The organism is Maricaulis sp. (assembly GCF_039978735.1).
In the GTDB taxonomy this organism is placed as follows: Bacteria; Pseudomonadota; Alphaproteobacteria; order Caulobacterales; family Maricaulaceae; genus Maricaulis.
The window spans coordinates 20021-33424 of sequence record NZ_JBDWAS010000005.1; the positions used below are offsets into that span (position 1 = coordinate 20021).

12 protein-coding genes and 1 pseudogene are annotated in these 13404 nt (G+C 56.7%); 10 read left to right on the top strand and 3 right to left on the bottom strand.

The window, feature by feature from the left end:
- Positions 1-25: 25 nt before the first annotated feature.
- The 6 genes and pseudogenes from ABJO18_RS00945 (at position 26) to ABJO18_RS00970 (ending at position 6869) form a co-directional block, all read left to right on the top strand.
- Positions 26-430 (top strand): hypothetical protein, encoded by a 405-nt coding sequence (locus ABJO18_RS00945; protein WP_348507779.1) that lies wholly within the window; start codon positions 26-28, stop codon positions 428-430.
- Between the two features lie 5 nt (positions 431-435).
- Positions 436-3300 carry a hypothetical protein gene (locus ABJO18_RS00950; RefSeq protein ID WP_348515689.1) on the top strand — a complete coding sequence of 955 codons (2865 nt, stop codon included), beginning with the start codon at positions 436-438 and terminating at the stop codon, positions 3298-3300.
- Between the two features lie 164 nt (positions 3301-3464).
- Positions 3465-3640: pseudogene (locus ABJO18_RS00955) on the top strand (IS630 family transposase); the annotation flags it as partial.
- 170 nt (positions 3641-3810) lie between these two features.
- Positions 3811-4797 (top strand): ROK family protein, encoded by a 987-nt coding sequence (locus ABJO18_RS00960; protein ID WP_348507826.1) that lies wholly within the window; start codon positions 3811-3813, stop codon positions 4795-4797.
- 31 nt (positions 4798-4828) lie between these two features.
- Positions 4829-5608, top strand: coding sequence for a ChbG/HpnK family deacetylase (locus ABJO18_RS00965; protein ID WP_348507827.1), 780 nt, complete (start codon positions 4829-4831; stop codon positions 5606-5608).
- The gene (locus tag ABJO18_RS00970) at positions 5601-6869 is read left to right on the top strand and encodes a pentapeptide repeat-containing protein (protein ID WP_348507781.1); all 1269 of its coding nucleotides are present in this window, start codon (positions 5601-5603) and stop codon (positions 6867-6869) included. The genes ABJO18_RS00965 and ABJO18_RS00970 overlap by 8 nt, the downstream gene beginning before the upstream one ends.
- A 3-nt stretch (positions 6870-6872) precedes the next feature.
- Here ABJO18_RS00970 and ABJO18_RS00975 read toward each other — a convergent pair whose 3' ends face one another.
- The 3 genes from ABJO18_RS00975 to ABJO18_RS00985 all read right to left on the bottom strand — a co-directional run bounded on the left by ABJO18_RS00975 (position 6873) and on the right by ABJO18_RS00985 (position 10557).
- The gene (locus ABJO18_RS00975; protein WP_348507782.1) at positions 6873-8108 is read right to left on the bottom strand and encodes a hypothetical protein; all 1236 of its coding nucleotides are present in this window, start codon (positions 8106-8108) and stop codon (positions 6873-6875) included.
- The gene (locus ABJO18_RS00980) at positions 8105-8962 is read right to left on the bottom strand and encodes a hypothetical protein (protein ID WP_348507783.1); all 858 of its coding nucleotides are present in this window, start codon (positions 8960-8962) and stop codon (positions 8105-8107) included. Before ABJO18_RS00980 ends, ABJO18_RS00975 begins: the two co-directional genes overlap by 4 nt.
- 626 nt (positions 8963-9588) lie before the next feature.
- A complete protein-coding gene (locus tag ABJO18_RS00985; protein ID WP_348507784.1) occupies positions 9589-10557 on the bottom strand; it encodes an ROK family protein in 969 nt (322 codons plus the stop codon).
- A gap of 451 nt (positions 10558-11008) precedes the next feature.
- Between ABJO18_RS00985 and ABJO18_RS00990 the strand changes: the two genes are divergently transcribed.
- The 4 genes from ABJO18_RS00990 (at position 11009) to ABJO18_RS01005 (ending at position 13378) form a co-directional block, all read left to right on the top strand.
- Complete coding sequence (locus tag ABJO18_RS00990; protein WP_348507785.1) at positions 11009-11587, top strand: tyrosine-type recombinase/integrase; 579 nt, start codon at positions 11009-11011, stop codon at positions 11585-11587.
- Between the two features lie 44 nt (positions 11588-11631).
- Positions 11632-12399, top strand: a complete 768-nt coding sequence (locus ABJO18_RS00995; RefSeq protein WP_348507786.1) for a hypothetical protein — start codon at positions 11632-11634, stop codon at positions 12397-12399.
- Entirely contained in the window at positions 12387-13058 is a 672-nt protein-coding gene (locus ABJO18_RS01000; protein WP_348507787.1) for a hypothetical protein, read from the top strand. Before ABJO18_RS00995 ends, ABJO18_RS01000 begins: the two co-directional genes overlap by 13 nt.
- 89 nt (positions 13059-13147) lie before the next feature.
- A complete protein-coding gene (locus ABJO18_RS01005; protein ID WP_348507788.1) occupies positions 13148-13378 on the top strand; it encodes a helix-turn-helix transcriptional regulator in 231 nt (76 codons plus the stop codon).
- The last annotated feature ends 26 nt before the right edge of the window (positions 13379-13404 follow it).

Here is a 13404-nt window from a genome sequence, read left to right on the forward strand (position 1 = left end):
TTAAGGGAAACGTAGGGAGGATGGCATGCAGCTGAAGATCAAGCGCAGCCAGAAGTCCGGTCTCACCGGCACACCGATATTCATTCTCGATGTGATGGCAGAACTCAGCGATGAAGAGCATGAACTCGTCAAGAAGTACCGACTGAAAAACTTGCTTGTCTATACGTCCGAAGCGGCGAACCAGAACCTTGCCAAAGCCGAGGCCGGGAACTGGGCAGGGTTGGGCGGTGCGCTCATGGATCGGCTGACGAAACGGTCGTTTTCTCTCGATGATCTCGTCAATGGACAACACATCGAGTGCAAAGATCTCGACGAGGTCATTGGAACTGAAAGCCAGGTCCACATTGCTTGCCAGAATATTCGTGGCTATCTCGACGTCGCGAAGAGTTTCGACGGCACCGAACAAATCCTAGAGGTCGAGCCCGCCTAGGGTCGATGCCGGAAGACTTCCTTTCCGAGGTCGCGAAGTGGTGGCGTGAAGGCGTGGAGGCAGGCCGCAATTCGCCGTCGCTCGGTCCAAAAGTCGGGCGAGGGCTGTTTTCCAACTGGTTCCTCACAGAGCGCGAGCGCGACATCCGCGACCTGGTGGGATTGCACGAGCGATTGCGTCTTCGGCATGCCGCCATGCCAGCGCTCTCGCTCGACGCAAAATCCAAGGTGATCGGCGAAATACTGACGGGCGCCTTTCGTATCAGCGATGCGCGATACAATCGGCCGCTTCTTGAAGCCTATTACGATCTGGTCGACCGCATCCTCATAGAGGAGTGCTACTGGTGCCCGGAATACGATCCGGGCGACATCGCGGGATTGCCGCTTTCCACCCGCGTCGAGCTACGCGCATTTCTGCTACGCCGCAATCGCTTCTACGACGCATTCGACAAACGCCTCAGTATCCTCGGCACAACGCTGATGACACTCGGTGCCGACATTTTCGATGCTGTGGCCGAACAAGTCGGTCTGGACGAGAGCGAGGAAGACGCGAGGCTCTGGCTCGACGTTCCGCTAGCCGGTGCCGCGGAGGATGCGCCGGCATTGATCGAGCAGGTCGTGCGAACGGTTTGTTCGGAGCAGGAGCCGCTCTATCAACACGAACTCGCTGTCGACCTGCGCGAACAATTCATGCGCAATCTCCATGTGGCTTCTGGCATCAATCCGAACGACGTATCCAGCACCAAACCCCTGCTCCTACCACGCGCCGCAGAGGGGCAGTCGCCCTCCGAGCTGGTCGAAACCTATCTGGAATACACACCCTTCCAGGCCCTATTCGAAGCGGCCTTGCCTATGCCGATCCCGGAGCGCGTACGCTCCGAACATGCGCTTATTGTCGGCGGCTCGGGGCACGGCAAAAGCCAGCTTCTCCAAAAATTCATCCACCATGATCTGACGAGTAGTGGTGAGTGCCCGCCGGGCGTGATCGTGATCGACAGCCAGGGCGACCTCATCCATACGATCTCCCGTCTGTCGCTGTTCGATCCTGAAGCGGCCGACACCCTGGCGGACCGGGTGATCCTGATCGACCCAAACGATGTCGAGTTCCCGGTTGCGCTCAACCTCTTTGCCTTCGACGCCGCGCGGTTGGAGGGGTATGACCGCGCCAACAAGGAGCGCGTTCTAAACTCCGTCATCGATCTCTATGACTACTTCTTCTCTGCGCTATTGGGCGCGGAGCTGACACAGAAGCAGGGTGTCGTCTTTCGGTATCTCGCCCGTTTGATGCTCGCGATTCCGAACGCAACGATCCAGACGCTTCGTGAGCTGATGGAGGATGGCAAGCCGTTCAAGCCATACATGGAAACGCTCGACGGTTCGGCGAAGCGCTTCTTCGAGACCGAATTTTTCTCGCGAAGCTTTGTGGCCACCAAGACGCAGATCCTGCGCCGGCTCTGGGGTGTGCTTGCCAACCCTGTCTTCGAGCGCATGTTCTCGCATCCGGAGAACAAGATCGACCTCTTCGACGCCATGAATGAGGGCAAGATCGTCCTCATCAATACGGCCAAGGACCTTCTCAAATCTGAGGGCTGCTCGATCTTCGGCCGCTTCTTCATCGCCAAGATCGCCCAGGCCGCACTCGAACGTGCGACCGTATCGGAAGCCGATCGACGGCCTTGTTACGTCTATATCGATGAGGCGCACGACTATTTCGACGAAACTCTGGAGCACCTGTTCAACCAGGCCCGTAAATACCGTGTCGGGCTGCATATTGCCGCTCAACATCTCGACCAAATGCCGACGCGGCTGCGCTCCACCGTGTTGGCGTCGACATCGCTCAAGTTCGCTGGCGGTGTTTCGGCAAAGGATGCGCGGGCGCTCGCCGACGATATGCGCACGGATGCCGACTTCATCCGCTCCATGCGCAAACGCCGCGGTCAGTCTGAGTTCGCGGCGTACGTGAAGGGGCGCACAGAGGCCGCCCTTCGCATGAATGTGCCACTTGGGGCGGTGAATGCGCTTCCGATGCTGGATGATCATCAGTACCAAGCGCTCATCGACGCCAATCGAAAACGGTTCTGCGCCACCCTGGACGAGGTGGAGACGATCATTGCCGCGCCGTCGGCCGAGCGGCCTCTCAACATGGAGCCCATGCCCCAGTCGAAAGGCGAGCCGGGAGAGGAGGTGTTGCACGTAGACCAGCCGCTATCCGAGGAGAGAACAGAAATCGCGCTTCCTTCCGTCCAACCGATGGTGCCACCCCAAGGTATGCTACCGAAAGACGAACCCGACACGCTGGTTGAGGACGTTAAAGAAACAAGGCGCGACGAGATCGACCGATACGTTGCCGGTGTCGGAGGGCAACAGCACCGCAAGCTCCAGCAGATGGTGCGGGAGCTTGCCCAAGAGCGTGGATTCAAAGTGACGGTTGAAAAGCCCGTCTTGGGCGGGGGAGGGCAGGTCGATGTCGCCCTGGAACACGAACGGCTATCCGTGGGTGTCGAAATCTCGATCTCAACGAATATCGATCACGAACGCAAAAATGTCGTGAAGTGCTTCGAGGCGGGATTCGATCGGGTGTTCTTGGTCGTGCCCGATGCATCGAAACGCGCTCGCTTCAGCGAGATCATTGGGACAACGCTTGCAGACGATCAGGTCGCTAAATTCGAAGCCTTGGCGATTAATGAAGTTCCAGGTGCACTCGATGCCCTGGCGGCTCAGCTATCGTCGACAGAGGAAGTGATCCGGGGGTGGCGCGTCAGAACACACCTCAAACCGATATCAGAAGAGGAGGCCCAGCATCGGCGCGAGACGCTTGGGAAGATCATTGCGGAAACGGTGGGAAACAAGCGGTGTCCGACCGTCGATTGAGTAGTCGTTCGACGACAGGCGCGACTAGTGGATTAATCGAAACAAACGAGTTCGATTTGGGATTCCTGCTTTGTCGTAGTGTGCGAGTCATGGGGATACGCTTCTGCATCTCCTTTACCGTATCGGTCACCAACTCTGATCTATTGTAGGCGATTGTTGCGGCACGGCGCAGGCTCAAGCACGGTGTCTTCCATTCCCTCGTCGATCTTCAGGCCGCCATCAACCGCTTCGTCGCGAAGACAACGCCGACATCCCAAAACCCTTCATCTGGAAAGCCAGCCCGGACGATATCATCGCAGCCCGAAATCGAGGATTCCAAACGTTGGAATCAATCCACTAGAGATGCAGCTAGGAAACTGTGGGGACTGAACTGGATCCTCTATCATGGTCGATTTTTTGGTGGCATAACATTACTTCGATTTGGTAGGGTTGGGGGCAGCTGTGGCGAGCGGTGTCGGATTCGGTGCCAAGCAGGGGGTGGTCCTGCAAATTGAATCTACCGCGATCAGTATGCATCGCGTGACGCTAGCAAGAGGAGGAGCGAGCGCGGGCTTAGCGCCCCTCGGCTCTTGGGATCCCCGCCCCTTCTTAACGGATCAGAATGGTCGCCGCCTCTTCGAAGAGATCTCCCGCCGGTTGGATCAGAGCGCCAAGCAAGTTGGAGACATCCACGGGGTTGGGCTGACGTTGCCCGGCACGTTGCGCGGAGAGTCAATTCTTGAGGGGTCGTCTCGTCTGAATATTCGCGAAGAAGTGGACGTAACCGCTCAATTCAAAGCTCTGGGTGCTCCGCCGACCTATGTATTTCATGACGCGGAGTGCATGGGCCTTGGCGAGGCTTTGTCTGACGATAATCCGAAAGTGCTTTCGCACGGTACCTTCGCTTTATTGCTGGTAGACGAGGGCATCGGGGCGTCATTTTTTATAGAGGGCAAACCTTACCGCGGGGCAGGCGTAGCGGGTCACATCGGTCGTCTGGTCGTAGAGCAGCAAGGTACCTTCAATCCCACTTTCGCCTCACGAGGCACGCTTGAGGTTTTTGCCGCGCGGCCTTGGGTGAGTCAGAACGTCGTAAACGAGTATCTTTGCGAGAAGGGCAAGACCGGCGCGCTTGCACCCACAGCAAGTTCATTTCGCGCTGCGGTTGATGCTGCCGCTTCGGGCAGCATGTTTAGAAGCCTAACTTTTCAACAACTCGCAGACGGTCTGAGCAGTGCGGACCCTGTTGCAACTTCTGTGCTGACAGATGCAGCGCAACATTTGAGCATCGCGATGAACGCCATCATCACTATCATGAACCCCCCTCTCATCGTCATGGGCGGGGGCATGATCTTAGAAATCCCCGGTTTCTACGATCTGGTGGTGTCGCATGCACGCCGAACGGCGTGGGCAGGCTCTTGGAATGAGACCACGATCAAGGTGGCCAGGCTAGGACGCGATGCGCAAGTAAATGGTGCTGCCTACTCGCTTGCCCGCGCACTGGCAGGTAGACGGTAGTGCGTGCGGAGGAGTAAGGCGCTTGCGCGAAGTGATTATTAACGCAGACGACTTCGGTCTGACAGATGGCGTTTGCAGAGCGATCGTCGAGCTAATCGACACTGGTGCGGTTTCAAGCACGACGCTGATGCTAGCGGCCGAGGGAAGCATGGCCAGATGCCGCGATTGGCAGATATACAATCGCGCTGAACGAGTCGGAGTGCATTTGCAGTTAACGAGCGGGCGTCCGTTATCGCCGACGTCTCTTGTTCCAACCCTGGTGAGGTCCGGAGGCGAGTTCAAAAATCGAACCGAATTGGCCAGCGTCTCCATCGACGAGGTTGAGCGCGAATGGCGGGCGCAAATTGATATGTCCGCTGATCTGCTAGGCAGGTTGCCAACACATTTGGATAGCCATCACGGCGTCCATCATCTTGAGCAGTTTTCCTCGTTGTTCGCCAGACTCGCGATTGAGAAAGATGTTCCGGTCCGAGACCGCACAGCGATGTTGCTGCTCGGAGCGCCGGATGTCCTGACGGGAAGCGATGTCGTGTTGTATGATTGGACCGCGAAGGGGCTAAACGCAAAGAAATTGGAAGAGCAGTTGGGTGTGGAGTTCAATGCATCGAGAGCCTCCGATGTAATCGAAGTTGTTACCCATCCAGGATACAGTGACGAGCGGCTGCGCGCGATCAGTGCGTTAAATGACCTGCGAGATATTGATCGGAGCGCGCTAGCGGAATTTTCTAACTCTGACTGGCTTGCAAAACATGGTGCGAGGCTGGTGAGCTTCGGTGAGGTCGGGCACCGCCGTGGAGGCCCTGATGGCTAGTGTCGATGCAGTAGCCGCGATCGTTTCGGGGCGCGCGGATTGGGACGACTACATTAAAGCCGTGCCTGGTGAAGTCGACTTGACGTTCGCGGATCTCAATCTGTGCGATTTGTCCGGAAGGTCGATGGAACGGTGCAATTTCTCCGGAGCGCAGCTTAGCGGTGCTAATCTGGATCGCACACTGATTAAGGATTGCTGTTTTTCAGGCGCGAACCTTTCGCAGATAAGTTTAGTAGGTGCCGAGCTGCACGAAGTTACGGCGTCGAACCTGATCGCCGCGGGAATTGTCGTGCGTAAATCCAGATGGAGCAACGTGGAGCTCGAAAACTGCCAATTGGACCACGCGCAGTTTAACGACTGTGACCTTAACTCGTGTAATTTTGCAGGGGTAACTGGTACGAGACTTACTTTTGTTAACTTGCGTCAAGCGGGTGGGTCGATCAAGAAGCTCCAGGTTGCGCATCTTTCAGCGCAAGATGCGCGTTGGAAGGACTGCGAATTGCACGATTGGACCGTTGACCAGATTGAGGCGACGGCTTGCGCCGTGCACGGAGGTGGCATTCGAAATGTTGTGCTTCGCGCAGGGAATCTCGCGGATAGCGGTTTTGTAAATCAGCGCATCGAGCGACTTCAAATTGAGCCGGCGCATGTTGTCAGTCGGAACTTGGATTTCTCCGAATCCACGCTTGTTGGAATGGATTTGAAGGGGGTGGGGCTGGCGAGCGCGACAATGCTCGATACCGCTGTCATCAACTGCGTATGGCCAAGGCAGGATGGGTTCATAAGTGCTGTGGGCAGATTTATTCCGAACACTCACCTATTGCGACAGCCCGTACAGGACTTGAGAGGCGTCCCGCCAGTGACGCGACGCCAAATCGCGAACGCACAATATATTGTCCGGCTGCAGGAGCACGGTTCCGATGGAGTAGCGCAATTGGGGTTGGCGCTTTGGGGTTTAACTACGGGATTTGGCCAAAGCCTTCTTCGCTTGTCCCTTACTACACTCCTCTTTCTGGCGATGGGAACTCTTTTATTGCTCGCGGCGCGCGGTCAGCTGGTGGGGCACTTGTTTGTACCGACACTGCTTTATGGTGCTTGGTCGGATGCATTTGCTAGCTTTTTTGCCCTGTCCAATTCTGGAAGGTCGCCTACCGGATTGGAGGGGTTCGTGTTGGGATTGAACCGCATTCTCGGATTCGTTGCGCTCGGACTTTGGGTAAGTGTTGGAGCCAATAGACTCGGAAAGCTTGGAGCGGAATAGTTTTCATCGCCAGGTTGGATGCGCTGCGCGTTCCGAAAGTGTGAATGCGGTCCCGTCATGCAAACGGTCGCCGTAGTAAAACACTCGCTGGTCGAATCCGATATCGTCACCGCCCGCCGCGTTGAACTCTTCGACGGCGTGGGAAATGAGCGCGTCGCGCCTCACTCCCAAATGAAGCCAGGCAGATTCGGCAATTTTCTCAAGAAGATTTTGTCCCAAGAAACCGTCATAGCAGAGGCTGAGAAAACCGACTCTGTTTTGTTGCAGATTTTCGCTTTCAAGAAGTTGCAAGGGTGGCGGCAAGGGTAAGTTAAGATCGCTACGAATAGTTGTGTCTACGTACATATCGCTGTCACGCATAATAAGAGCGGATTTTTGTGTGTGGTGATCAAATCCAAATAGCAGATTTTGGCCATGCAATTCAGGTAAAATCCCGAGGGAGCGAACCGTGGATACCCACAAGCGTACAGCTGGTTTTACGATTCGCGAAGCAATAAAATCAAGGGGATCTTCATCGAACAGACTAGGGAGTTGGGCCAACAGGGGCGGGTCATTGGGCGCGCGCGCATCGCCGCCGTAGAGTGCAAAAGTTGGGACGATATAGCGGGCACTGTCGGCGGAGCAATTGGGGACGCATGATCGAAGAATAAAGCCAGTTGAGCTTCCATCTAGGAGTTCGACATAGCCTCCGGCCACATCGGGCAGGTGCGGCGCGCCGAAATTTTGAAGCTCTTGGCTAACCCACAACTGCGCTTCGACATCCAGTTGTGACAATTGCCGGGTGAAGCGTGAAATCCTACCTGGAAAGTGTAGCTTCACAAAGTGGGGCAGATGCGAGCCGGCGTCATCGTTCGAGCTGTGCACGAACACGGTTCGCGTGCTCGCAGTAGGAGACACTAGAAGCGTGAGTTCGCTGTTGCGATTCTCGCTCATTTCCTTCCACGGAGCGCGCAACAGCGTCGATGGGTGGATCGGAAATCTGATTGCGCCTTCGCGATTGACGTATAGGTCGCGAAGTGAATCCGCTAAGCTATGGTAAGTGCTCACAAATTTAGCAAGCATTGGAGGTGAAAGCGTGACGCATTCCACTAAAAACCGGTCGCGACCGGTCTCGGGCAGGTAGTCTTTATCAACTTCGTTGATCGCGGAAAACGGGCTGTAGTTGCGCGTTCCGTTTGTCAGATACCGCTCTGAATACAACCAAGGTTCGGTCGCGTCGGCTGCGTCTGTGACGATCATTGATCGTCCTCGATCCAAAAACCATATCCAAGGGGTGAAACGCAATTACCTTTTGCGTTCCGAGAGCAAATGAGCTTCGAGTTCGCCGGGGTTAAAATGGTGACCGTGTCAGCCGTGCTCAGGTTGCAAACGAACGTCCAGCGGCTCTCATGATTGTGTACTAGCAGGGCGGAGTCACCGGAGGGGCCGCCGGTGGTGGTTGCATTGATTGCCGAGTTGGAAACGTGAGACTGCATGGTCGCCATGTCGGTGAGAACCTTTCTTAGTTCGCGACCCGATGCGCCTTGAAGGGATGCTTGGAGAAACTCAAACGAGAGCCGTGTGCGATTCAGCGATCGCGGGTCGCCGTCCTGACGCTCGTGCGTAGTCTCAGGTTGATGATTAGCGAGCATCGGAAGGTAGAGATAAGGAATGCCGGGAAGTATGGCTGTCACGGCGAGACTCAAAAGAAGGCGGGACCAACCTTGTTCGGACGATACCCCGAGATTGCAGATGAATGGGAATGAGGAGTTGAGCTCATAGGCGTCGCCGTTCACGATGCGAACAGGGAGGTGCCATTGAGTCGCAAGGGCTACTATTTCGCGAAATTCTTCTTGTGTGAGCTGATCGGACTGCAGCAAAATCCCGTCGTGAGTCCGCGGAGGTCTAAGGGCGTCGCAAGGTAAGGCCTTTGTTCTATTTATGTGATCCTTCAATGAGAGCGCTGATTGGCTGAGCAGGGAAAGTACGAGCACTGCGGAATAGGCATAGTCTACGACTGGAACTGCCCACCCCGCCGCTCTTGGGAAGTAAGCCGCGCCTGCTGGGTCGGCATCAAGCTGCGCGAAAACAGTTAGGCCGACCGTATTGGCCATGCGCGCGATCTCACACGCAAGGCCGAGGCCCTCAGAGTTGTGGAACTGTTCCTCTGACAGTCGGTGACCATAATACGCACATCCGTCGAGCCGGACTCCGTGGATTCCAGATTCAGCTAGAAATGAGAGATGGCGCTCTATCTCGTCTCGGACCCTGGGAGAGGAAAGGCGGATGTCGAATGAGTCTTTAGAAAAAGTCTGCCACAATTGCCATTTGCGACCTTGCAGATGGTATTCCCGAAATACTGAACCGCCGCGGGGTGAGGTTTGACTAGATGGTGGCGAACTAGCTTGAAAAGCGTAAAGCGGCCCACTCTCAGTTGGAAACGAGAAGAATTCGCGTACAAATTTGTGGCCCCGCCCAGTATGATTGTACACGCCGTCAAGGATCAGCTTTCGGTTGCGTGCCCAATCTTTGATGAGCGACCAGTCTCCCAGCTCCGGTCGGACGGAGTACCAATCGTCGGGGGCGAAGCCGCCGTCACCTGATGAGGGGTAAACAGGAAGGACGTGCACCGCTATTCCTGCGGGCAGAAAGTGCTCAAGTACGCGCGTTAACTTCCCTAGTTGCGCTCCAGTGGGGACGCCAACGACTTCGGGATATGCGCCGACGATTATCACCCGGACTATCGGTGTTTAGTATTTATGGCACTTAACAGTGCGGCACCTAGGAGTCCGCCATCATTGCCGAACGTTGCTGGTCTGATGTCGGTACCAACGGCGACGTCTTCAAATGCTGTTTCTCGAGCGCGCGTTATCGCGCTGCTTATGTATGGACCGCCGTCGTCACTGACGTCAATTTCCATTGAGGCAAGCGCTACACCGCCGCCAATCGTGATGTGCCGTGGATTTAGGATGTTGATGATGTTGCCAATTGCCAATCCAAGCCATTCTCCCGCGGTCCTGAATGCCGTGACCGCACGTGGATCGCCCGACTGCGCCGCGAGAAATGTGCTTTCGAAAGTTACCGGAGAGTCTTTTTCATCCCGCCTAAGGGAGCTGGCATAGTACCTGGCAATTGCCGGCGCGGACGCGACGGTTTCGACGCATCCAGCCCGGCGTTGGCAGCTGCAGACAATATCCGTGCCAGGCGCGATCTTCATGTGGCCGAGTGCACCAGCGGTATCCTCGTCTCCATAGACCAAGCGGCCAAAGCAAGTGAGCGCACCGCCCACTCCGGTCCCGATAACGTAGTGTGCGAAGACCTCATCTTTCGATGCGATCTTCTGAAACTCAGCCCAAGCAGACGCCTTTCCATCGTTGACTACGGTTACGGAAGCAACATGTTTGCGCAATGAAGAGCTGAGCAGGACGGACCAATCAACGTTGCGGTAGCCATCGAAATGTCCGGAAGTCCACACGAAGCCTGCGCGATCCACAGCACCAGATGTGCTTATCGCAACAACTGCTTTGCGGCGGGTCGCTTTGGAGTGTGATTCCACAGCGGCGAGCACCTGATTCTTAACTTCGGTGAAGGTCCTGGAGTGTAGCTCAATCGCCGGAAGGCGCTGGACAATCTCTGCGCCGTGTTTGTTTACGTTGACGACGGCTCGCTTGATCGACGATCCGCCAATGTCGAGGCTAAAGATATCCATAGAAGTCGCTCTGATTACCGTATACCCGCTCTAGTAGATTACCATGGTGTTACCATCGTGCAATCCTGATAACTATTGAGCAGCGACCGCCTCCCTCAAGGAGGCAGCACTGCGTCACGAGATAGTCAGCTGCGTGATCGCCAAATCTGTCTTGAATACCCGCAAGGAGTGAACGATTCGCAGTTGTCGGTCGGCATCGATTGACTGTGTCGGCGCAGCAACTTGGAGCAATTTCATGAATGACGAATGCCGATGGGCGAAGATTCGCAAGTCTATACTGAAGCCTTTTTCAGGCTGCGCTCATCGAATTTCAATCTGCGCGGGAGAGTGTGAGTGTGGTAAGATTGTGAAATGGAATATACACTATGGGGTAGAGTGTTCTTAGATTACTCACGCGCGTCAAGGACAAATTTGGGCTGATGCGCCCTAAAGCGCGGGACTGTTTCACTATATGATTTTCGACACTCAGGGTCGCCGAAAGTATCTCACGCCCAAGGAACGTGAGCGCTTTATCCGTTCGTGCGGGAAGCTCGCCACATGTGAGGAGGCCTTCTGTCTCATGCTCGCGTTCTCTGGCTGCCGGATCAGCGAAGCCCTAGCGCTCACACCTGACCGGATCGATCTCGACATGCGCGCTGTTATTATCCAGTGCCTCAAGAAACGCCGGGAAGAGCCGGTGTATCGTGCGGTGCCCTTGCCGGATTGGGTGCTGACGAAGCTAAAACGCCACCTCGAAACGATAGGAGCTGGCGAGCGGCTATGGCCATGGAGCCGGGGTAAGGGCTGGCTGATCATCAAACGTGTGATGGCGGGAATACGGCTAACGGGTGCGCATGCCTGTCCGAAAGGGCTTCGCCACGGCTTCGGCGTCTTTGCGGTGCAAAGCGGTATACCGCTGAACCTACTCCAGCGCTGGCTTGGGCACGAAAAGCTTGAGACGACTGCGATTTATGCGAACGCGATCGGGGCTGAAGAGCGTAGGATCGCTCAGCGCATGTGGCGCGGGTCAGAGCCTCGCGAGGCCGCCTGAGCGTGAACGCTATACCCCATAGTGTTCAACGCAGGGGGCATCCAATGAATAGCAGTGTCGCGCGCACCCGTATGTTCGGGCGCGCCCTTCTTCTTGCCAGCACGCTTATCCCGCTCTCAGGGTGCGTCGCCGCGGCGCCCGCGCTCATGATGGCGGCGTCGCTCGCCACCACCGCATACGGTGGATACAAGGTGTATCAGTCCGCCACTGGCGGAGACGTTGGGATCGAGCTTGCAGACGAGCGCATTGATCCAGATGCGCGTAACGCCATCATCGCAGCGGATCGCCTGGCATTCTGGTCGTCGCCCGATAGGTCATTGGTCGAGGCGGCTCAGCGCGCTGAGGGCGTGCTTGGTATTGATCAGATCATCTCGCCGGCAACGACTGACGGTCGACTGCGAGCGCTGGGCATTCCGTCAGATCTTTCACAAATGACGATCCGCGAGCGTGATGCTGCCCTTGCGCGCGCCGCTGATGCGCTCGGGGCTGACCTGGTTCTTGGCTTGGTCAAGTTGGGCGTCGAGCAAAACACGAACATGCTCTCACTCAATCGCGCCACCCTGACGCAAAACTATCAGGTCATTCTCTATCGGCGGGGGACGGGCAACATCTGGACTAGCAACATCGCTGCGGTCGTGGGGTTAGGGGGAAGCCTGCCAAGCGATCACGAGGTAGAGGGCGTTGTCGGGCAAGCCATTGTCGATCGCCTGCGCGAGATCGCCTCTGGTACGGCCCAAACGCAGGTCTCAGCATTCAATCAGATGTCGCAGGTGGGGTGTGCCGGCAGCGGAGCGGTCGGATGCGTGCGCTGACGGCAGCCCTGGCTGCCAGCGTTTGGGTGTCGGCCGCCAGCGGTGCGCAGGAGACGCTGGACAGTGGGCCGTGGGGCGGTGATGTGACTGTCGAATACAGCCCGACCCGGTATCTTGGGCGCGTGCGGGCGATCACGAGTTTTCGGGAGGTTGGATGGCTCTCCGTCGCGTGCACGTCCGACGAGACTGATTTCACGCCCTGTACGGTTCATCTCTATGGTGCGTTCGCTACACCGCCCGCCGTTGCGCGGACTATCGTGCTCTCCATCTTCAAGGACGGTGAACAAATCGTCATCCAGTCCTTCGACCGCCGGAACGTGTCGATGATTGGAGAGGATCGTGTGTCGCTAAATTGGCAGATGAATGCTGGCAGTGCCGGCGCGCTCTGGCTGGCGCTCGCTGAGGGCGGGCCGATCGCCTTCCAGTTTGCCGATGCCAATGGGCTGGGACGCCCCATTTCGTATGCGACCTACACCTACGAACTTCCCGCCTTGCCGCAGCGCGCGATCGACATCGTGCAGACCATGCGGACGTCAGGTGCGCGACCACGCGCCTGGGCAGAAGACATTCTGGGACGCTGCGCGGTGACCATGCGCGGGCAAGAGGGTGTCGTGCGGGTTCAGCTAAGCGGCGAGCAGTTCCAGCACGTCTCGTGCTGATAGCGTCGTTTCACCTATTTGGGCAGCACGGCACAGGCCGGAAACCAGTGTGGCGTCCAACGGATCATAGCAGTACCGAGGAGGCGTTCGTGCTGGATGCAATTGATACCAAGATTGGGGCGCAGTTGCGCCTCTGGAGATGCCTAAAAGGGGTGGGAAAGGCCGACCTGGGCCGCGAGATTGGCCTTAGCCCCGCACATCTTACCCTCATCGAAGACGGCCGCGGCCGTCTGGGCACCGCACGCCTTTTCGCGGCGGCACGAGCCATTGGTGTTCCCGTCTCAACCTTGCTTGAGGGCGCGAACGACAACTGGTTCTAAACACGTAATTCGGGTATTGGTGGCGA